At 54.7% G+C, this 20,214-nt stretch carries 13 protein-coding genes and 11 tRNA genes; 3 read left to right on the forward strand and 21 right to left on the reverse strand.

The window, feature by feature from the left end; genetic code table 11:
• Nucleotides 1-547 precede the first annotated feature (547 nt).
• Complete coding sequence (locus tag ACFSW5_RS10180; protein ID WP_379272250.1) at nucleotides 548-2,779, reverse strand: AraC family transcriptional regulator; 2,232 nt, start codon at nucleotides 2,777-2,779, stop codon at nucleotides 548-550.
• 206 nt (nucleotides 2,780-2,985) lie between these two features.
• Here ACFSW5_RS10180 and ACFSW5_RS10185 point away from each other — a divergent pair, with 206 nt between their 5' ends.
• On the forward strand, nucleotides 2,986-4,314 hold the full coding sequence (locus ACFSW5_RS10185) for a cytochrome ubiquinol oxidase subunit I (protein ID WP_379272253.1): 1,329 nt from the start codon (nucleotides 2,986-2,988) through the stop codon (nucleotides 4,312-4,314).
• Between the two features lie 11 nt (nucleotides 4,315-4,325).
• Nucleotides 4,326-5,342, forward strand: a complete 1,017-nt coding sequence (locus ACFSW5_RS10190; protein ID WP_379272255.1) for a cytochrome d ubiquinol oxidase subunit II — start codon at nucleotides 4,326-4,328, stop codon at nucleotides 5,340-5,342.
• 122 nt (nucleotides 5,343-5,464) lie between these two features.
• On the opposite strand, the gene ACFSW5_RS10195 is transcribed toward ACFSW5_RS10190, so the two are convergent.
• The 8 genes from ACFSW5_RS10195 to ACFSW5_RS10230 all read right to left on the reverse strand — a co-directional run bounded on the left by ACFSW5_RS10195 (nucleotide 5,465) and on the right by ACFSW5_RS10230 (nucleotide 14,029).
• Nucleotides 5,465-6,850 (reverse strand): sensor histidine kinase, encoded by a 1,386-nt coding sequence (locus ACFSW5_RS10195; protein ID WP_379272260.1) that lies wholly within the window; start codon nucleotides 6,848-6,850, stop codon nucleotides 5,465-5,467.
• Complete coding sequence (locus ACFSW5_RS10200) at nucleotides 6,847-7,524, reverse strand: response regulator transcription factor (RefSeq protein ID WP_379272263.1); 678 nt, start codon at nucleotides 7,522-7,524, stop codon at nucleotides 6,847-6,849. The genes ACFSW5_RS10195 and ACFSW5_RS10200 overlap by 4 nt, the downstream gene beginning before the upstream one ends.
• A gap of 42 nt (nucleotides 7,525-7,566) precedes the next feature.
• Entirely contained in the window at nucleotides 7,567-8,547 is a 981-nt protein-coding gene (locus ACFSW5_RS10205) for a FecCD family ABC transporter permease (RefSeq protein WP_379272267.1), read from the reverse strand.
• A 21-nt stretch (nucleotides 8,548-8,568) separates the two neighbouring features.
• Nucleotides 8,569-9,489, reverse strand: coding sequence for a heme ABC transporter substrate-binding protein IsdE (gene isdE, locus ACFSW5_RS10210; protein WP_379272273.1), 921 nt, complete (start codon nucleotides 9,487-9,489; stop codon nucleotides 8,569-8,571).
• Between the two features lie 25 nt (nucleotides 9,490-9,514).
• Nucleotides 9,515-10,558, reverse strand: a complete 1,044-nt coding sequence (gene isdC / locus ACFSW5_RS10215) for a heme uptake protein IsdC (protein ID WP_379272279.1) — start codon at nucleotides 10,556-10,558, stop codon at nucleotides 9,515-9,517.
• Nucleotides 10,559-10,973: 415 nt separating this feature from the next.
• Nucleotides 10,974-12,092, reverse strand: coding sequence for a heme oxygenase (isdG, locus tag ACFSW5_RS10220; RefSeq protein ID WP_379272281.1), 1,119 nt, complete (start codon nucleotides 12,090-12,092; stop codon nucleotides 10,974-10,976).
• Nucleotides 12,093-13,091, reverse strand: a complete 999-nt coding sequence (locus ACFSW5_RS10225; RefSeq protein WP_379272284.1) for a FecCD family ABC transporter permease — start codon at nucleotides 13,089-13,091, stop codon at nucleotides 12,093-12,095.
• A complete protein-coding gene (locus tag ACFSW5_RS10230) occupies nucleotides 13,088-14,029 on the reverse strand; it encodes an ABC transporter substrate-binding protein (protein WP_379272286.1) in 942 nt (313 codons plus the stop codon). Before ACFSW5_RS10230 ends, ACFSW5_RS10225 begins: the two co-directional genes overlap by 4 nt.
• A 414-nt stretch (nucleotides 14,030-14,443) precedes the next feature.
• Here ACFSW5_RS10230 and ACFSW5_RS10235 point away from each other — a divergent pair, with 414 nt between their 5' ends.
• The gene (locus tag ACFSW5_RS10235; protein WP_379272288.1) at nucleotides 14,444-14,896 is read left to right on the forward strand and encodes a hypothetical protein; all 453 of its coding nucleotides are present in this window, start codon (nucleotides 14,444-14,446) and stop codon (nucleotides 14,894-14,896) included.
• A gap of 221 nt (nucleotides 14,897-15,117) precedes the next feature.
• Here the strand turns inward: ACFSW5_RS10235 and ACFSW5_RS10240 are convergent, their stop codons facing one another.
• The 12 genes from ACFSW5_RS10240 to ACFSW5_RS10295 all read right to left on the reverse strand — a co-directional run bounded on the left by ACFSW5_RS10240 (nucleotide 15,118) and on the right by ACFSW5_RS10295 (nucleotide 20,033).
• Nucleotides 15,118-18,609: an NEAT domain-containing protein gene (locus tag ACFSW5_RS10240; protein WP_379272291.1), complete on the reverse strand. Its 3,492-nt coding sequence runs from the start codon at nucleotides 18,607-18,609 to the stop codon at nucleotides 15,118-15,120.
• Between the two features lie 379 nt (nucleotides 18,610-18,988).
• Nucleotides 18,989-19,062, reverse strand: a tRNA-Gly gene (locus ACFSW5_RS10245).
• 72 nt (nucleotides 19,063-19,134) lie between these two features.
• Nucleotides 19,135-19,208: transfer RNA gene (locus ACFSW5_RS10250), tRNA-Pro, on the reverse strand.
• Nucleotides 19,209-19,228: 20 nt separating this feature from the next.
• Nucleotides 19,229-19,305 (reverse strand) — tRNA-Arg (locus ACFSW5_RS10255).
• A 6-nt stretch (nucleotides 19,306-19,311) separates the two neighbouring features.
• Nucleotides 19,312-19,386 (reverse strand) — tRNA-Gly (locus tag ACFSW5_RS10260).
• 3 nt (nucleotides 19,387-19,389) lie between these two features.
• Nucleotides 19,390-19,476, reverse strand: a tRNA-Leu gene (locus ACFSW5_RS10265).
• Nucleotides 19,477-19,496: 20 nt separating this feature from the next.
• Nucleotides 19,497-19,582, reverse strand: a tRNA-Leu gene (locus ACFSW5_RS10270).
• 18 nt (nucleotides 19,583-19,600) lie between these two features.
• A tRNA-Asp gene (locus ACFSW5_RS10275) sits at nucleotides 19,601-19,677 on the reverse strand.
• A gap of 15 nt (nucleotides 19,678-19,692) precedes the next feature.
• Nucleotides 19,693-19,769: transfer RNA gene (locus tag ACFSW5_RS10280), tRNA-Met, on the reverse strand.
• A gap of 9 nt (nucleotides 19,770-19,778) precedes the next feature.
• A tRNA-Val gene (locus ACFSW5_RS10285) sits at nucleotides 19,779-19,854 on the reverse strand.
• 6 nt (nucleotides 19,855-19,860) lie between these two features.
• Nucleotides 19,861-19,935, reverse strand: a tRNA-Glu gene (locus ACFSW5_RS10290).
• A 7-nt stretch (nucleotides 19,936-19,942) separates the two neighbouring features.
• A tRNA-Ser gene (locus ACFSW5_RS10295) sits at nucleotides 19,943-20,033 on the reverse strand.
• Between the last annotated feature and the right edge of the window lie 181 nt (nucleotides 20,034-20,214).

Below are 20,214 nucleotides of genomic sequence, written 5' to 3' on the forward strand. Positions count from 1 at the left end.
CTTGGATCCCGGCTCGTCGATTCCGCTATTGACGAAATCGCTTTCATTTCCTGCGGCGAAGCCTGTCACCGGAATGCCCCCAGTATGTCACGACCCTGCCGCGCGCCGCAATAAACTAGTTTCCGATCGATAAACCGCCGCGGATTTTCCGATGCTGCAGGCAACCTAAACCGAAATCGTGGAGTATACCAAATTCGGAATTCCCTCCCCCGATCGGCTAATCCGCTAGGACAAAGCGGCTCGAGCCCTCACGTACCCATTAACAACGGCGAAGCGGCTGGCATACTGGCACTTAAAGAGAGCTTTGTCCGGCAGGAAGCGGCTTGTTTCCCGCAAGTACCGTCCAAACGGCAAAGCGGCAGTTGGCACCCTAAGGCACAACGTGGCTTAAAAGACGGGAATAAGAGCTTTTCCGTTAGGATAACGCGGTTCCAGCACAGTTGGATTGTCGAAGACGGCCGCGGAGAAGTTAAGCGCTTTTGGGGAGTCCAGAGGGGCAAGCCCCTTGGATCCCCCTCCTCTGGAGGGGGTGGGGGGGAGGCGGCCATTATGGCGCGGGTTTTATTTTGAGCTTGCGGTAATCGCCCGGCGTGACGCCGACGACCCGCTTGAACATGCGGCCGAACGAAATCGAATTCGCATAGCCGACTTGGAGGGCAATGTTTTGCACCGTCTCGTCCGTCTCGGCCAGCAGCCGTTCCGCCCGCTTCATTCGCAGCTGAACGAGAAAATCGACGAATTTCATATCGAATTCTTCCTTGAACAAATAACTGGCGTATTTGCCGGAAATATCGAACCGGTCGCTCAAATGCTTCAAAGATAAGTCCGGATCGGCGAAATGCTCTTCGATGTAAGCCCGCATTTCATTAATCATCGCACGATGGTTTTTCGTTTCGCAAACCGCGACGTACGTTCTGTAAATATCGGTCAAATGCTCGAAAAAAAGCGACTTCAGCTGCTCCAGCGAAGCGCTGTTTTCCGTCTTCTGCGCAAACTGCTCGGCTTGCTTGCCTTTAAAATATTCCGTCAGGCTTTCCGACACGTCGCCAAGCTCCCGCTCCAGCATGTCCAGCATCGTCTGAAGAAGCGTACGGATCTCCCCGTCCTTCAGACAACCTGCCTCAAGCGACGCGAATATTCCGTCCAGCCGAATGCGCCAATCGCCGGTGGAAAGCCGGAACTCCTTGACGAGTTCCGCCATCGCTTGCAAATGGCCGTACCAGCCGCGGCCGGATTCGCCCGGCAGCTCGTCGCTCATAATGACGGCGGCTTTCCCGCGCGAAAGCTTGTGCTGGAGCGCTTCGACGGCAGCCCGGCAAGAGTGCTGGATTCGGTCCAATCCCCGCTCAACCGGTCCAACGCCAAAAAGCAGCGTCATGCCGAGATGTCCGGAGACCCATTCCAAGCCTTTATCCGCAAACCGGCGAATGGTATCCTTCGCGGCCTTCTCCTCGCCGCCCATCGCGACCAGAATCCCCATCCGGCTTGAACCGATCCACTCCGCCCATCCGGCCAGCCCTTCGTTCCGGGCCAGCTCCTGCAATACGTTCTGAAGGGCGAATTTAAGCGCGCTTTGGTCTCCGGCCGAAAATCCGCGCTGAAAGTCGCCGAAATTGGCGATTTCCGCTACGACGACCGCCACCCGTTCGAACGAAACGCCCTCCGGCAAAGGCTTCAATTTCCGCAGCCGCTTGTCCGCAGCCGCGAGCCGTTCGCCTTGAACGATTTCAATAAAAAGCTGTCTGCGGGCGATGAGCAAATTTTCCCGATGCTCGTTTTCGTATTCCGACGTTTGCCGAATAAGGCGTTGAAGCGCCTGATCGATCATCGACAGCTCGTCTTTGTCCGGTCCGGAGCTGTCCTTGGTCAGCTGGACATGCTCGATCCGGTTCATCAAGAGACGGATCGGTTTATAATTTTTTCGCGTGATATAGACGATGTAAACAACGGCCAGAACGACGATCAGAATGCCGATGACAATCCACACGTAAGAAATGACCGACACCCAGCCGAACAGCTGCCCTTGCAGAATGCCGCTCTCATAAGTCCAGCGGGCCCGTTCGGAACGGACCGTATTGAATATTCGGGCGTCCGTCGCGTCCGGAGCTGAATTATATACGACGTTTCCTTCACTGTCCGTAATTTTCAGATAGGATACGCCGGAGTTGATCGTCTGCTCCACCTGCCGGAGCAGCGCATACATATTGACGTTAAGGACGGTCAAGCCTTGCTTGCCGAACGGAATCGGGGTCCGCTTATAAATCGAAATGACGCTCGCCGGCGTATCCGCCGTTCCGCTGGCTAAAGTCCGCACGCCGGACCAGCCGGACGGCCCGCTTCCGGCAAGCGCTTGCTCGATAAACGGGCGGTCGGCAAAAGATTGCAGATCGACAAGACCGTTGCTCGTCAGCACCTGTCCATCGATAGCCCGGTATATGTAGACGGAGTCGATTAATTCGTTCGATCCGGCGAACGCGTTTAACGCTTGGACGACATCGTAGAGCGCGATCGGATCCTCGTTGCCGTCAAACCGGTTCAAAAACGAACTGTAAATCCGCTCGCCCTGCAGCCGGTCCAACAGCTCGTATTCGATTTCGGTGAGCGATTCGTCCACCGTATGAGCGACCTGCGTCGTCGAAAACAAATCGGCCTTGGCCGTTACTTTGCGCGAAGTCTCGTTAATGACGATAAACGATAGAAACACAAGCAATGTAACCGTTAACAAAAAAATCGGAAAATAAGAGAGCAGCAGTCTTCTGTACCAATTGCCTCGGAACATGAAAGCACCTCTTCCCGGGAAGTACAAACTGTTGCTCTATAGTTTAACACGCTCGGATGCCCGCATCCACCGTTTTGGCCGAACCGTCCCGCCGGACGACCGCCAACGGCAAAGCTGCAAATGAATACAATTTGTCAATGAAAGGGATATTAATCCGGAGTATGAATCTGGTAACGCCAAAAACGATGCAATGAGGAGAGGTTCGGGTGAATGTAGTCGATTGGAGCCGCGGCTTGACGGAAATGACGCTTGCTTTTCACATTTTGTTCGCTACGGTAGGGGTTGGCATCCCGATCTTCATCTCCATCGCCGAATTGATCGGGATTCGTAAAAAAGACCCTCATTATTCGCTTATGGCGCGGCGCTGGACGCGCGGCTTCGTCATTACGGTAGCCGTAGGCGTCGTAACCGGGACGTGCATCGGCTTGCAGCTAAGCCTGTTATGGCCCGAATTTATGCGTTTCGCCGGCAATGTCATCAGCTTGCCGCTTTTTCTGGAAACGTTCGCGTTTTTTTTCGAAGCCATCTTTCTCGGCATTTATCTGTACACCTGGAACCGTTTCTCCAACCCGTACTATCACTGGCTGCTGACCCTTCCGATCGTCGTCGGCTCGTCGGCATCCGCCCTTTTTATTACGATGGTCAATGCGTTTATGAATACGCCGCAAGGGTTTAAGCTTGAGAACGGAAAGCTCGTCAATCTCGATCCGCTCGCCGCCATGTTCAACCCCGCGACGCCTTCCAAAGTGGCGCATGTCCTGTCGTCGGCGTACGTCACGGCAGCCTTTCTGCTCGCCATGATCGCGGCATTCTCCATGCTGCGGGGCCGGGATAACGACTATTACAAAAAATCGATCCGGCTTAATATGATCACCGGACTGATCCTGGCGGCGGCCACCATCTGGATGGGGGATGCTTCCGCCGTCTTTCTGGCCGAGGAACAACCCGAGAAGCTGGCCGCGGGCGAATGGCATTTCGAAACCGGCAGCGAGGTTCCGCTTATTATCGGCGGCCGGCTCAATCCGGATACGCTGGAAATTACGGGAGCGATCCATATCCCTTGGGCGCTTAGCATTCTGGCGACGCACTCCCCCGGCGGAACGGTCGTCGGCTTAAACGATTTTCCGCAGGATTTATGGCCTCCGCTCTACGTTCATTACTTGTTCGACGCCATGGTCGGCATCGGCTTCTACCTGTTTGCGGTTCCTGCGCTGTTCCTGCTGATGGCCGCAGCGAAACGATGGAATCCTTACAACCGTTGGATGCTCGGCGGCATTCTGGCGGGAGGGCCCCTTTCTTTGTTCGCCATCGAGCTCGGCTGGTTTTATGCGGAGGTCGGACGGCAGCCGTGGATTCTAAGAGGCTACATGCGGGTGTCCGACGCCGCTACGACGAACCCCAATGTCGGAGTGACCTTTTTTCTGTTCGCCGCTTTGTACCTGCTGCTCGGGATCGTCTGCCTGCTTATTCTCGGCCGGCTGTTCCGCAATAAACCCGCGGAGCTGGAGCTCGAGCAGCGCCGGATTATTTTGTAGGGGGCACGGAAATGTCGCTTGAACAAATAGGCATCACCGTTCTTTGGCTATTCCTTTACGGCTACTTGATTGTCGGGTCCATCGACTTCGGCGCCGGGTTCTACGCTTATTTCGGCAAAGTCATCGGGATCGAAACGGTGATTAAACCGGTCATCTCCAGGTATCTGTCGCCGGTTTGGGAAGTGACGAACGTATTTCTCGTTTTTTTTATCGTCGGCATCGTCGGCTTTTTTCCGGAGACTGCTTATTATTACGGAACCGCGCTGCTGATCCCGGGGAGCATCGCGCTTATCCTGCTCGCCGTCCGCGGCTCTTTCTATGCGTTCGCGAATTACGGGGCCGGCCGAAATCATCTTTATTTGCTCGCCTACGGAGCGACGGGACTTTTTATTCCGGCTGCCTTATCCACCGTGTTTACGATTTCGGAAGGCGGTTTTTTGGAGGTCCGCGGAAATACCGTAACGCTGTTAATGGAGGAGTTGTTCTTCAGCGCGTACTCTTGGGCGGTCGTGCTTCTGGCCGTCTCGAGCGTTCTGTTTATCAGCTCGACCTTCCTGACCTATTACGCCGCCAGCGCCGAAGACCGGAAGGCGCTTGAATGGCTTCGCGCCTTCGCCTTATGGGGAGGAATTCCGACGATCATCTCCAGTCTTTTTGTATTTATCGCGCTTCGGAACCATAATCGGGACCATTTTGAGAATACGCTTGAGCTTTGGTGGATGTTCGGCTTGTCCCTGGCATGCTTTATTACGGCCGTTTGGCTCATTTGGCGCCGCCAAAATTACGGAACGGCATTCGTCATGGTCATGCTTCAATTTGCCTTTGCTTTTTTCGGCTACGGGATTTCGCATCTCCCGTACTTGCTTTACCCTTATTTGACGCTTGCAAGCAGCGTGACGAATCCGGCTATGGGACGGGCGCTCGTCATCGCGTTTTTGGCCGGCCTCGTTCTGCTCGTCCCGACGATCGCCTTGCTGCTCCGGCTCTTTCTGTTTAACGCAAGATATGTGAAAGGAGAAACGCCATGAATATATTCGATCGTCAGGAAAAATGGCTGATTCGGCTTTGCTTCGGAATCGCCGGATTGATGTTGTTGTCCGCCATCCGCTACATGCTGTGAGAACGCGTGATTAGCGTTTCGAAGACGGGCTTAAAAGGCCTGATCCGGGATGCGGACCCGGAAGACGGTGCCGGACCCGACTTCGCTTTCCGCTTCTACGCTTCCCCCGTGCAAATGGACGATCCGCTGCACGATCGAAAGGCCAAGCCCCGTGCTGCCTTCTCCTCTTTTTCTGGCTTTGTCCGTCCTATAGAAACGGTCGAAAATAAAAGGCAGCTCGTCCGCGGCGATGCCCTCGCCGGTATCGGCAACCGATACGATCACGCTGCCTTGCTCCCGAAATGCTTTAATTTCGATCGTGCGGCCTTCCGGTATGTATTTTACGGCATTGGACAACAGATTCGACCATACTTGCATGAGGAGTACCTCGTCCCCGTTCATATACAGCTGAGACGGTACGCGCATGTAGACGGCGATCTCTTTTTCCGCCAGCTGCCATTCCAGCAGCTGCAGAGCTTGCCTGATCTGCGGCCGAAGCGGATAACTCCTTCTGCTGACGGCTTCGGTGCCGTTGTCGAGCGTCGACAAGAGCAGCAGCTGCCTGCTGAGCGCCGCGAGCTGCCGGGCCTCCTGCCCGATGACGGTGGCGTACCGGCGGATTTGCTCCTCGCCGATATCCTTTCGCAGAAGGGAATCCGCATAGCCCTGAATGGAAGCAAGCGGAGATTGGATTTCATGGGACACGTTGGCGACGAACTCCCGTTTGGCCTTGTCCGAGCTTTCGAGTTGAAACGCCATCTTGCGGAAATGGGAAGCCAGCTGCCCGATTTCGTCTCTTCTTTTGGTCGGCAGCTTCAAATTAAAGTCGCCTTGCGCAACCCGCTTGGTCGCCTCGGTCAAGCGGATGATCGGCTGCACAAGATAACGGGTGCTGACAAGCAGGTACGGAATGCCGAACAATACCGAGAAGCCGAACATGAGCGCAAAAAAAAGCTGCAGCTCGTCAAACTGCAGGCGGGAATCGTGCCGTAAAAACATGGCGTACCGCTCCGGCCCGGCGGTTACGGCCACGCCTACCGTGTTGCTCTGCCGGTTGTCGAAATAGCTTGGAATAAGCGCATGGTACGGATAATCGGCAATGCCGTGATAATCGCTCCCGGCGAGTACGGCTTCCTTCACCCCGGCGGGGAGGTCGCGAATGCCGAAGTCGTTGCCGTAGAACGTCTCGTTGCCTTCCTCGTCGTACATATAAATCTGATAGCCGAGCCCGGCTGTAATGCGGAGAAAGTCGTCGATCTTTTCCGGTACCTGGCTTATGTACGCCTGCATGTTTTGCGCAGCGCCAAACAGCTTGGCGTCCTGCCGGTGCTTCAGCTCCCAATGGTAGTAGGCATTGGCCATAAACAAGCCGAGCAGGCAGCTGATCGCGATCGTATAAACCGTAATCAGGAATACGCGGAAATAAAGCGAGCTCATGATACGTACACCTCAAGCTTGTACCCGATCCCCCTGATCGTCTGGATGGCAAAGCCTTGAGCGGGATTTTGAAACCTTTTGCGCAGCCGCTTAATATGCACGTCGACCGTCCGTTCGTCCCCGTTATAATCGTTCCCCCAGACGAGACGGATCAGCTCGTCGCGCGTAAACACCCGGCCCGGGTATTCCGCCAGCTGGGCAAGCAGCTCAAATTCCTTGAGCGGAGGAAAGAAGACGTCGTCGCCGTCCACGACCTCGTAGTTTTTCCGGTCGATCACGAGGCGGTTAAGCCTGATTTTGTCGCTTGACGCCAAGGAATACCGCCTGAACAGCGCCTTCAGCCGGAACAGCAGCTCCGGCAGCTCGAACGGCTTCGTGATGTAATCGTCCGTGCCGTGCAGATAGCCCTGTTCCTTGTCGCTGAGCTGGCCGCGGGCCGTAAGCAATATAATCGGGATATCGTAGTTTTCGCGGATATGCGCGCACAATTCAAGTCCGTTCATCTCCGGCATCATGACGTCGAGAATGGCCAGATCGACGGTAAGCTTTTGCAAAATTTCCACAGCCTCTTTCCCGTTTTGCGCCTCGTGCACGCGAAAGCCTTCTCTGGTCAAATAATGCGCGATTAACGTCCGGTTATGAGCATCGTCGTCGGCAACAAGCAGCTGTTTCATTTCGGATTAACCCTCCTTTGACGTGACTGCCGCGTCAGGCGATTAATGGCTAAGTTTGCCGCTTCTTTTCAGCATCATAATAAGAAAAGGCCCGCCGATGACCGCCATAATGACCGAGGCGGGAATTTCCGCCGGCGCAAGCGCCGTCCGGCCGATCGTATCGGCAGCCAGAATAAGCAGCGCCCCTCCTACGGCGGAAAAAGGAATAAGCAATTTGTAATTGGAGCCGATCAGCGCTCTTCCGATATGCGGGACGAGCAGCCCGACGAACATAATTAAGCCGCCGATCGCCGTTGCAACGGAAGCGAGCAGCACCGCCACGGCGGAAATGCCAAGTCTTGACCATTCCACGCGGAGCCCCAGGTTTCGCGCCGTTTCGTCCTGGAAGGCAAGCATGTTGCACAGCCCCCCGAGCGGCAAGGAGAGGAGCAGCCCGATGCCGCCAAACAGCCCCAATATGTAAACGTCATCCCATATTTTCATTGTAAAAATGGAAGAGACCGCTTGATTGACCGTCGTCACCGCATAGCTGCCGCGGTAGTTGAACGACTGGCCGAGCCCGGTAAAGGTCGCGTTAACGGCAATGCCGACGAGAATAAGCCGCAGCGGGTTTAAGTTCACGCGCCAGGACAGCGAGTACACGAGGAAGCAGGCAAGCGCGCCTCCGAGCACGGAAAACAGCGGCGACCAGAAATAAAGCATCGGGAACAAGGTGACGACCGTAATCGAGACAAGCCCCGCTCCCGAAGAGATGCCGATAATGCCCGGCTCGGCCAGCGGGTTTTTGATGACGGCCTGCAGCAGGACGCCCGAAACGGCCAGCGCCGCTCCCGTCAGCATCGACACGATAATGCGCGGAAACCGCAGGTCGCGGATAATGTCCACCTGTTCGTTTTGGCCGAAAATAAGGCCTTGCACAAGCCCGCCGAAGCTTACCCGAATGCTTCCGAGCATCGCCGATAACAAAGCGGTTGCGGCCAATAAAAGAACCGCGATTGCAAATACGATCGTTTTTTTGTTCATCTCGTTTTGTCCTTTGCCGGATTAAGGGTACAGCATCGGCAGCAGCGCCTCCAGCGCTTCGCCGGCCGCCATGTTTCCCGTCGTGCCGAATAACGCTTCCTCCAGGTCGTAAACGCGCCCCGTCTGCACGGCGGTGAAATGCTTCCATATATCGTTTTTCTCGAACTCGGCGTCGAACATTTGGACGACCTCTTCCGGCATGCCGTGCGCGGCGCGAAGAATGACGTCGGGATTGGCCTGCTGGAGATATTCCGTGTTGGACGCCAAATATTCGACCGTCTCGCCTTGCACGATATTTCGGCCTCCAAGCAGCTTGACCAGGTCGCCGATGTACGAATTTTCCGTCGCGACCAGATAGCTTCCCGGAACGCCAAGCAATATAAGAACCGTCGGCGGCTCCTTCCCTTCGATCCGGCTGCGGATATCCGCAAGCTTCGACTCGAGCTCGCCGACGATATCGGCGGCCCGCTCCTGCTTGCCGAATTGATTGCCGAGCTTCGTAATTTCGGCTTTCATGTCGTCCAAGCTGGTCAAGTCAAGAAACGTGGCATTTAAGCCTGCATTTTCGAAGACCGGCTCCAGCTCGTATTGCAAAGTCGTGACGGACAATACGTCGGTCGGTTTTAACGACTTGACGATTTCCATGTCCGGGCTCATCGGATTGCCGACCTCCGTTACGCCCTCGTAACGCTCCGGCATCGTTTTGACGCTGGTCGGAATGCCGACTAAATCGACCTCCAAGGCATCCAGCATTTGCGTGACGGCAACGGTCGTGGAAACGATCCGCCGCTCTTTCGCCTCTTGCGGGGCGGCTGCGGCGCTTGCCGGCGCAGGCGTCGCCGTAGAGCCGGCTTGCGGCTTGAGGCCCCCGTTCCCGCAGCCCGCAAGAACAATGGCGGAGGCGACAATGACGGCCGTCAGCTTCAAACGTTTTTTGATCATTCGCATATCCCCCTGCGCTTGCCCGCTATGACCGGCGCTTTCTTTTCCATAAATAAAAGGCTCCTCCGCCAATCAGCAAAGCGGCGGCAAGCACCGGCGCCCACCGGTTCGCCGTAGCCGCGGGGCTTCCGCCGCTTAATGGCTGCCCCGCTTCTTCCGCGGCAACGGACGCTGCGATCGCTTCGCCTTGTTCCGCAGCATCCGCTTCGGCAAGCGCCGCTCCCTCCCCTTGGGCTTCGCTCTCGAGCGGTTGCGCCGAAGACTCGGCGCCTTCGCCTCCGGCTGCCGGCGTTCCGGTCGCCTCCGGCTGTGCGGCCCCTGCCTCCTCCGGGCTTGCCGACGCCTCGGCCTTCGCTTCCGCCGGCTGCTTCGTCTCCGGCGGCGTTACCGCGGCGGTCGGGCTTGCCGCAGCGGCCGCTTCGGGCGTTTCGGGCGTTTCCGCCGCCGCCGGCTTATTCGCCGCGGCTTGCTTTTGCCCGGACGATGCCGCCCCCGGCGCCGGGCTTGCGGCGGGCTGAGCAGCCGCCGGTTTCGCCGCCGGCTGCGCGGTTGCCGTCGGCTCCACGGTTGCCGCCGGCTGCGCGGCGGCCGCGGGCTGCTGCGTGCTCGCCGGCTCCGCCGCCTTCACGGCCCGAAAGCTATCCAGATCGAACGAGATCCGAATCGTATAATCGTGATCGTAATCGATATCCGGCACCGTGACGTGAATTTTGGATACGATCGGGCTCGTAATGTCCGCCGTAAACTCCACCGTTCGTTTGTCGTCCCCTTCGCTGATCACTTTGGTATCGACATAACCGTCGCCGCTTGGCACCTTAAACTCGGTAACCCACGCGCTATGATTAATCGTCATTTGAATCGTCGCCTTGCCGTCCTTTATTGTGACGGAAGCCGGCTTTTCCCAATAATCGTTCGCCATGGAGACGGAATCGTTATCGGCTTGCAGCACGACATACTCTGCCGTATAGGTTCCGTCCGGCAACGCCGCCTCCGCAGAGCCCGCGCCCGGCGCAAGTATCGCTATCCATAAAGCTGCCAGCAAGCAGCAGACAAGTCCTTGAACTTTCAACGTATTCCCTTCCTTTCGCCCTTTAAATGATATTGATAATTATTATCAATTATGCATCCAATATTTTCTTATTGTCAATCCCTTTTTTCGCCTCCCCCATCGCCTCCAGAGGAAGGGACCCACAGGGGTTGCACCCTCTTGACACCCCAATTGGCGTTCCTGCCACGCGGCCCGTCTTCGACAATCCGACGATACTGGAACCGCGTTGTCCTGACGGACAAAGCTTTCATTCCCTATTCCTAAGCCACGTTGTGCCTCGGGGGCCTGCCTGCCAACTCTCGCTTTCGTCAAGTTCCGTTCGAACTTCTCGCGCATTGTCCTGACGGACAAAGCTTAAGAACCGACTTCTGCTGCGCTGAAAAAAGCCTTCAAGAGCGGGAACGTTCTCTTGAAGGCCCTCTTTCATACGATTAACTCAGCTCGTTTGTTCAAGCTGCTCCAGCGGCTTGCGGACGACCTTCACATCGTAGAACACGATCTTGTTGGATATAATATAGTCCGGCTTCTCGCGGTGGGAATGCGACTCCCGAAACGCTTCGCTCCGCGTCCATGCCTGAAAATCCTCTTTGCTTTCCCACTTCGTGCTGACGGTTACCTCATCGTACTCCTTCGTATTTTCCGTCATCATCACCTCAAGGCCGAGAAAGCCTTTCATTCCTTCCACCTTGCCCACTTTGTTGAAACGTTCGATCAGCTTCATCCCGCTGCCCTTCGTAATTTGCGATACGTTCGTGACAATTACCATTGTCGATTCCTCCTTTAATTGTTGTGGAACAGGAATAATGACCGGATAAGCGCCTTGCATATCGATTCGGGCGACTACCCCGAATACGTCCAGCATGAAGCGCCGGTCAATCACGGTTTTGGGCGGCCCGCTGGCCGCAATCCGGCCGCCGTCCATCGCGATCAGATAATCGCCGTAGGCCGCGGCCTGCTGCAGGTCGTGAAGCACCATTACGATGGTAAGACCCAGCTTCCGGTTGATGCTTCTCAACGTTTCCATCAAATCGAGCTGATGGGACAGATCCAGATAAGTCGTCGGTTCGTCCAGCAGCAGAATGCCCGCTTCCTGCGCCAGAGCCATCGCAATTCGCGCTTTTTGCTTTTCGCCGCCGGATAATGTATGGAACATGCGATCCTCGTTACGGGTAATGCCCATTGCCGATAAAGCCCAATCGACGGCTTTCTCGTCCTCCGGAGACAAGCGGCTGCGGAATGCGGATTGCCGCGGCGATCTGCCAAGCGCCACAAGCTCGCGGACCGTAATGTCCGGAATGTGGTCCTTCTCCTGGCCCAGCAGCGCCACGAGCCGGGCGAACGCCTTGCGCGAATAGGACGAGCCGGGTTCCCCGTTATACCGGATTTGCCCGCAGTCGGGTCTCAAGATTCGGGCAAGCATCCGAAGCAAGGTCGATTTGCCCGAGCCGTTCCGCCCGACGATGGCGGTAATTTGGCCTTCGGGAATTATCGCTTCAATATCCTGCAGCTCGAAGTGCTCCAGCTTGTAAGAAAGATTTTGAACCGTTAACGCCATTTAGCCGATCAGCCTCCTTCGTTTCAATAAAACTAGAAAAAACGGAGCGCCAAGGCATGCCAGCAATACGCCGGCGGGCAGCTCGATCGGGTCGAACCAGCTGCGCGCGATCGTGTCGGCGACAACCATAAGCGCCGCCCCTCCGGCCATGGATACCGGCAGCAGATAGCGGTAATCGTCGCCGATCATCAGGCGGACGGCATGCGGAACGATCAAGCCGACAAACCCGACCAGCCCCGCCACGCTGACCGCCGTCCCCGCCAGCAGAGAGGCCAAAGCGATTATGAGAAAGCGCTGGCGTTCCACATGCTGTCCAAGCGACTGGGCCGACTGGTCGCCAAGCATAAGCAGGTTTGACGTTTTGGCCGCAAACGGCGTAAGCGCCATCCCCACGACTGCATACGGAAGCATAAAGGCAAGATGATTCCAGCTTCTTCCGCTTAACCCTCCGGCGAGCCATGGAATAACGCTTTGGATGCGGTCGCTGTTCATCGACATAATGCCGTTCATGATTCCTCCGAGCAGCGCGTTTACGGCAATGCCGGCAAGCACGATTTTGACCGGGGAGCTGCCCCCGTCCCAAGCCAGAGCATATATGATGAGCGAGGTCAGCATCGCTCCGGCGAAGGCGATTCCCGGCAGCAAATAGCCGAATTCGGGAAACAGCACCAGCGCAATAACGGCGGCAAGCCCTCCGCCCGACGACACCCCTATAATGCCGGGATCGGCAAGCGGATTTCGCATGACGCCTTGCAGCAGAGCGCCGGATGCCGCCAGGCAGGCTCCCGTCAGCAGTCCGACGAGCACGCGCGGCAGCCTTAAATCCCATAGGATCGTTTGTTTTACCGCTTCCCCTCCATTCAGCAGTATGCTCCAGACTTCCGGTACCGATATAAAAACAGAACCGCTTCCGATTCCGAAAAGAACCGCCAACGCCATCACCGGCGCGGCACCTGCCCCCATCCATAACCGGCGTTTGTTTCTCGTCCGTACGTTCATGGCTCCAGAAGCCCCCTTAGCTCGTTCAGCGCCTCTATAACCCGGGTTCCCGGGTTCGTGCCGAACAAGTCCGGGGGAAGAACATGAATGCGCCCGTCCTTAACGGCATCTAAGCCGCTCCAGGCCGGATTGCTTTCCATTTCCCGGATAAAACCTTGCCGGACTTCCTCCGAATCGCCATGCGTCATGATAAAAATGACGTCCGGGTCGGATTCGACCACCCGCTCCGTATTTAGTTGCGCGTACTGCGGGTAGCTTTGAAGCCTCGGATAATCGGCCGCCACGTTCAAGCCGCCCGCAGTCTCCAGCAAGTTACCGGCCAAGGAGTTCGGCAGCGCCGCCAAGTACGTCCCGGGAGCGCCGTATACGACCAAAGCTCTTGTCTCTCCCGTCTCCGCTTTAAACGCCTCAAGCTCCCGGTCCATCTTGGCTGTAATTTCGGCTGCCGTCGTTTCTTTCCCGAGCAGCCTTCCGATCAGCTCGATTTGGCGCCGTATATCGGCAATGGAATTGGCTTGCGTTAACACAAGCTCCGCTCCGATTCCTTTCAGCTGGTCCTCGTCCTTCAAATTAATCGGATTATTGCCGAGAACCACCTGCGGCCGAAGAACAGCCAATTTTTCCAGATCGACGGTATGCACGGAGCCGACGACCGGCACGTCTTCCCAACGTTCATCCTCTATCCCGTCATTGTCTTCGGGACGCCCGACGACGGTACCGCCCAGCGCGTAGACAATGTCGACCTCCCCGTTCCCCAACGCGACGATCCGCTCAGGCGGGCCATCCAGCGTCACCTTCCGCCCCGCGAAATCTTCGTATACCAGGCTGCCTTCGCCGGCGCCCTCATCCGCTGCCCCCACGCTGCACCCCGCCGCAAGAAAGAGGAGCAGAAGAGGCGCAAGGAATGCTGCTTTCCGGCGTCTTCTTTTTCTATTCAATGCTTAAACCTCCGGTTTTAATTGAGATTGATTATCAATTCATTTGGATTTTATCCCCGCTTTGTGAACGGAGGATGAACTTCTGATTACAAAAAGAGCTCTCCTAAAACCGTGGAAAGTTCCTTGTAATCACTTGTAATTTAATGTTCATTTTCCGTTCATATACCGGTTTTAGAATGTCGGTGTAACTCACTATTTGGTTTCATGGCGTCTTGACTGCAGGCTTCATTCGATACAATCGCAATAGACCCTTTTTTTACATTGTCTATTGAGAATGATAATCATTACTTACAGGACCCATGGACCGCCAACAAGAAAGGAGCTGGTGCGTCAAGCCATTTTGTTTCCCCGCAACTGGTTATTGCCCGATGACGATAAGACAACATCATATCAATCGAAGGAGAGTGTTGATCCATGAAACAAAGGACAATGTTCAAAAAATCGGCGTTTACCATGACGCTCACGCTCGCTCTTGCTTTAGTTCTCGCGATTCCGGCTTTTGCGGCCTCATATCCCGTGCAATTTCTCGGCAGCGACGGCGTGACGCCTTCGACCCATGCGTCTTCTTATATCGAAGGCGGCGCGGCGGACGTAACCGGTTCGGCAGGAAACTATACGGTGACGCTTAAGCTGAAAAACTATGAGCCTTCCTTCCCGGCGCTGCCGATCAGCTATCCGTCCTTAAAGGTCGACCTGAACGGCGACGGAACGTACGAGACGACCGCAAACCGTTCCGTTTCCGGCTCGAATACGGTCTTTACGTTCAGCGGCGTTAACAATTTGTCCGACAACGTTCCCGTATTGCTTGCGGTTAACGTATCCGGCATCCATTCCACGGAATACGATTTGTACATCGACTGGCTTTAATTAATAAAGGCAATGCAAAATCCCCTTTAAGCGGCAATAAGCTTAAAGGGGATTTTTAACGCGCCGCGAGCAGATACGATCTTCTCAGTCGTTGTCTTAAAGTCGAAACGTTTCGGAGAGAAATAAAAGACAATTGATAACCCCGAACTTACGGATCTTCTATTCGAATAAAAACAGCCTTGAACCGGTTATGGCCGGTCCAAGGCTGTTTCCTTTATTGTTTAGGCTGCGGCCGCCGCTTCTTCCGTTGCTGCGGCTTCTGCCTCTTCCGCCGCGATCAGATCGACCAGACGGATAACCATTGCCAGCGCCTCCGCTCTCGTTGCAGGAGCATTAGGATCAAACCGGCCGCCGTCTTTGCCCGTAATGAGACCGGCCTCGACTGCCGCTGCAACCTCTTTGCTGGCCCAGGCCGGAATATCGGCTTCGTCGGCAAAAGCCGTTTGCGGCGCGTTCGCCGTATCCAGCTTGGCTGCACGCGTGACGATAACGGCAAGCTCCGCCCGCGTAATTGGATTGCCCGGACGGAACGCCCCGTCCTCGTAACCGCTAATGAGACCAGCGTCCACCGCCAGAACCGCATGCTGACTTGCCCATGCCGGAATGCGGTCCGCGTCCTTGAAGCTTGTTGCGTTAGAACCGGCTTGGCTGTCGCTAAGCTTGAGCGCCCGGCTGATCATCGTAATAAACTCGCCGCGGTTAATCGTCCCGTTCGGGAGGAAGCTTCCGTCCGCATAGCCGTTTACGATTCCTAACTGCACGCCCCTGCTAATATAATCGGCCGCCCAGTGGCCCTCGGTATCCGTAAACGAAACGCTTCCGCCGGCGGACGTGCCCCCTTGGGCCGTTTCGCCTCCCGTTGCCGTTCCGCCCTCTACTTCCGCATCCTCTTCCGGCAGCTCGAGATCCGGAGGGCCTACGTTCCCGTCTCCTCCGATCACTTCGGAATCGACGTCCGCCACCTCCAGCGAATCTTCGTCAAATAAAAATTGAATGTCGTACGTATGATGGTAATTGATTTCGTCCCAATCCACTTTTACTTTGGCGTCAATTTTTTTCGACAAGCTTGGAATCGAATAGGACATGACTCTCGTATTGTTGGCGTTGTCCCTGCTTACGACTTTGCCGCTGCTCCCGTCGATCGAAATACTGGTAACCTCTTTACTCCTTAGTACGGTAAAGGATGCATTATACTTTCCGTCCGTTACTTTCAGCAGCGCCGGGCTTACGACATAATCGTTGGCAATCGAGGTTTGGTTCGTTCCATCCTTCAAAATTTTAAAATCAATATAATAATACCCATCCGCTATTTCATCGTCCTCACCAGGGGTTCCCGTTCCGGGGTTTCCTCCCGTATCCGGATTTTCTCCGGTTCCCGGATTTTCGGTAATAACCGCTTTTTTGAATAGGTCTTCGGCTTGCCGCAAAGCCGCTAAAGCGGCGGCCGTTTCTTCTTCCGTGCCCGGGCCGTTGACGGCAGCTTTTCCGGCCTCGGCGACAGCCGATGCAAACGCGGCTTTGGCCGCCTCCGGATATTGGCCGACGCCCGTTCCCGTCACGGCCGACTTCAATAAAGCGGCGGCACTGAAATACGCCGCGCTTAATTCCGTATTGTCGACACCGTTAAAATTTAACCGGATATCGTAGGTGTTCTTATAGGTCGTTCCTTGATAAGGCGCGGAAACGCTAATTTTGGCGTTAATCATTTCGGATAAATCCGGAACGGTAAACGAAACGATCCGTTTATTGGCTGCGGTATCTTCGTTCACCACGTAAACGTCCTCGAAGACGCTGTTTTGTTCGACCTGCAGCCCCGTAATCGTAGCGCTATCGTTGATCGTCAGCGTTACTTTATGTTCTCCGCCGGAGACCGTCATCACTTTGGCAGGTTTGGCCAAATAGCTGTCGACCGACGAAAAGGCCGAATCGGTGGCATGGGCGGCCGAATAATAATACAGCTCTTGTCGCGGCAATATCTCCTCAAATTGCTCGACCGCCGTTTCCAATTGCTCTTGGGCGGCAAGAATGGTTGGACGAGCAGCGTTCAAGTTGCCCGTAACTTCGCGCGCCTCGTCGATGGCGTCCAGCAGGTCGGCTTTAAGCCGGTCATACGTTTCCTGCTCGATATTCTCGGGCTTTTCCGTTTCGCTAACAGCGACGGCTTCGGCTAAAGAGGATTTCAATCGTTCGTGAATAAAACGGTTAAAGCTGATATATAGCGTCCGCGCTTCCCCGTTTACTTCATAGCGGATCGAGCCCAATCCCGTCCATACCGTATCTTTATAGCTCTCGGAATTGATGCCGCTTGCGATCGGCCCTTGATATACGTTATCGCCCGCCGCTTTGTTCGGCGAACGTTTTATCGTATTCAATAACATTTCGCTTGATTTGTAGTCGTCGTAGTTATAATAAGTGTCTCCGTTGGAGTTAAACCAATACACGATATCATTGTCGGGCTTTACGTTTAGCTTTAGATTGGCCAATAGCCCTTCAAACGAATCGTAATATTCCTGCCGGGAAATCGTGTCAACGGTATCGCTCAATTCATGGGCGTACACCGATTCCGTTGCGGTCTCTCCCCGCGTATCCAACACATAAATGCCCAACGGCTCATTCGCAACGTATTTTTTGTTCTCGATCGCGCTGTAGTCGCCGTTAATCCGGTTGTAGAGCGTATTTACCTGCGTATCGGTAGTGGCCGGATCGGAGAAGTATTTGTTAGCCGTCACCAAATTGTTTTTGATCCGGTTAATGGTCGAAGCATCGTATTCCCCTGCCACAATCGCCACCGTTGTTCCGCCGGGATTGCCGTTGGCCGTCCCCGCTATATCGACGCTATCGACGAAAGACTGTACCTCGGCAACCAGCTCGCGCAGCCGCGATAGGTCGGCAAGTTTTTGCTTGCCTTTAAACTGTTCCAGCTGCTCGTACAATTCATTATAGATCGCTTCGTAAGCCGACTCGTCGCCTTCGGACGTTAGGCTTAACGCTTCGCGGGCGGCCTCGATTGCATCGTGCAGTATGATTTTGCTTCCTTCCTCATATTGGCCGTACCCGGTACCTTCAACGCTGCTGTCGTACACCGCTTGAGCCACCGAGATAAGCTCCTCGACCTGCTCTAAAGTAACGGAAGACCCGCCGCCTTCTCCCGGCTCTTCGCCTTCGTCAGGCACTTCAATGCCGCTCGTATCGATCGATAATTGCGCGTTGTACCAATGGTCATACACGAAGCCCGGAATATCTTTAATGTTAATATGCATCACGATATCTTGAAGACTAGTGATATCCGCAATGCCGTAACGCAATATTTTCCGGGATTCAACGGAAGAATCGCTGACCGTCACTTGCTCGTATTGATCGAGGCCTTGCACTTCTTCGCCTGAAATTACGGTTTTCGCCGCGCCTTCGGGCCTATAGCCCAAGTACTCGAAGTAGTTCCATTGGGACGCCTCGATTTCATGTTCAAACCAAATCTCGCCGTCCTGAACGATGAGCTTGCCTTTCGAACTCGGTATTTTCATATACTGCGTCGCCGTCGAATCCGTAAACGGATCGTTATCTTTCAGAATTCGAAAATCAACCGCATACTCCCCGTTAGGTATGGTTTCATTCGTTATTTCCGTCGCCGCGGCGGCGGTGCCGACTTGCAGCAAAGACACCAATAAAGCTACGATCAGTCCAAAAGCGACCGATTTCCTTAATCCGAATTGCAATGACATGCACTCCTTTTATGATGGCTTATTTTTGATTAACGAAACGTTTGGGCGATAACCAATTAAAAACAGCTCCCCCTTTCAGCGACACCTTCGATTCATAAGGACCATCCTGCATCATAACGACTGTCATCTAGGACGATCATTTTGAAACTAGACCAACAATGATAATCATTATCATTAATTGGGCAAAAAAAATAAGCTGCTGCTTCGCATGCCGCCGGTAGGCGCGCCTGCATTTAGCGTTAGCTTACAAACCGATTATGAACGGAGTGTGAACTTTAAATTACGATTTTAAAGTCGTTCTCCGCCGGATCAGATCAAAAACCAAAAAACAAAAAAACCTTTGCTGCGCAAAGGTTCCGGTTAACTGCGATTATGGAGCGGGTGATGGGAATCGAACCCACGCTATCAGCTTGGAAGGCTGAAGTTCTACCATTGAACTACACCCGCAAATAAAAACGCATAAGACATGGATTGCTTCAACTGCAATTCATCCATATCTTCTGCGGGATTTTACACGTATCGGGATGACACGATTCGAACATGCGACCCCCTGGTCCCAAACCAGGTGCTCTACCAAGCTGAGCTACATCCCGTAATCTTTGATGAAAATAAGTGGCGTGCCCTGAGAGATTCGAACTCCCGACCTTTTGATTCGTAGTCAAATGCTCTATCCAGCTGAGCTAAGGGCACATAGAATGGAGCGGACGACGAGATTCGAACTCGCGACCCTCGCCTTGGCAAGGCGATGCTCTACCACTGAGCCACGTCCGCATATGGTGCGGTCGAGAGGACTCGAACCTCCACGGTATTGCTACCACTAGAACCTGAATCTAGCGCGTCTGCCAATTCCGCCACGACCGCATGTATCGGTGTTTCGTTAATGGTGCGGTAGAGAGGACTCGAACCTCCACGGGCGTACGCCCACTACCCCCTCAAGATAGCGTGTCTGCCATTCCACCACTACCGCACATATAAAGTTTAAAAATGGCGGAGCTGACGGGATTCGAACCCGCGGTCTCCTGCGTGACAGGCAGGCATGTTAGGCCTCTACACCACAGCTCCACATAATAAGTAATTTGGTTGCGGGGGCAGGATTTGAACCTGCGACCTTCGGGTTATGAGCCCGACGAGCTACCGAGCTGCTCCACCCCGCGTCAGTTAAATGGTGGAGGGTGAGGGGATCGAACCCCCGACCCTCTGCTTGTAAGGCAGATGCTCTCCCAGCTGAGCTAACCCTCCATGAGATGGTGACCCGTAGGGGATTCGAACCCCTGTTACCTCCGTGAAAGGGAGGTGTCTTAACCCCTTGACCAACGGGCCATATAGATGGCGGAGAGAGAGGGATTCGAACCCTCGCACCGCTTGCGCAGTCTAACCCCTTAGCAGAGGGTCCCCTTGAGCCACTTGGGTATCTCTCCAATCACTTGCAACTTCAAAACCGAATAAGAATAATGTTTCTCGCTTTAGCTGCTTTTTGGGATCCCCGCAAAGTATTTGGATTATGCTCCGGAAGCCTTCGCTTCACTTTGTGGGGTATAATTAGGATAAGCCCTCGACCGATTAGTATTCGTCAGCTGCACGCATTGCTGCGCTTCCACC

It is taken from the genome of Paenibacillus thailandensis, assembly GCF_042685365.1.
Classification (GTDB): domain Bacteria; phylum Bacillota; class Bacilli; order Paenibacillales; family Paenibacillaceae; genus Paenibacillus_AP; species Paenibacillus_AP thailandensis.

Bases quoted from the DNA above. Each gene is read 5' to 3' on its own strand.
- ACFSW5_RS10200 (WP_379272263.1), bottom strand. From the start codon at position 7,524: ATGAAACAGCTGCTTGTTGCCGACGACGATGCTCATAACCGGACGTTA.
- ACFSW5_RS10205 (WP_379272267.1), bottom strand. From the start codon at position 8,547: ATGAACAAAAAAACGATCGTATTTGCAATCGCGGTTCTTTTATTGGCC.
- ACFSW5_RS10180 (WP_379272250.1), bottom strand. From the start codon at position 2,779: ATGTTCCGAGGCAATTGGTACAGAAGACTGCTGCTCTCTTATTTTCCG.
- ACFSW5_RS10235 (WP_379272288.1), top strand. From the start codon at position 14,444: ATGAAACAAAGGACAATGTTCAAAAAATCGGCGTTTACCATGACGCTC.
- isdE (WP_379272273.1), bottom strand. From the start codon at position 9,489: ATGATCAAAAAACGTTTGAAGCTGACGGCCGTCATTGTCGCCTCCGCC.
- isdG (WP_379272281.1), bottom strand. From the start codon at position 12,092: ATGGCGTTAACGGTTCAAAATCTTTCTTACAAGCTGGAGCACTTCGAG.
- ACFSW5_RS10225 (WP_379272284.1), bottom strand. From the start codon at position 13,091: ATGAACGTACGGACGAGAAACAAACGCCGGTTATGGATGGGGGCAGGT.
- ACFSW5_RS10190 (WP_379272255.1), top strand. From the start codon at position 4,326: ATGTCGCTTGAACAAATAGGCATCACCGTTCTTTGGCTATTCCTTTAC.
- ACFSW5_RS10195 (WP_379272260.1), bottom strand. From the start codon at position 6,850: ATGAGCTCGCTTTATTTCCGCGTATTCCTGATTACGGTTTATACGATC.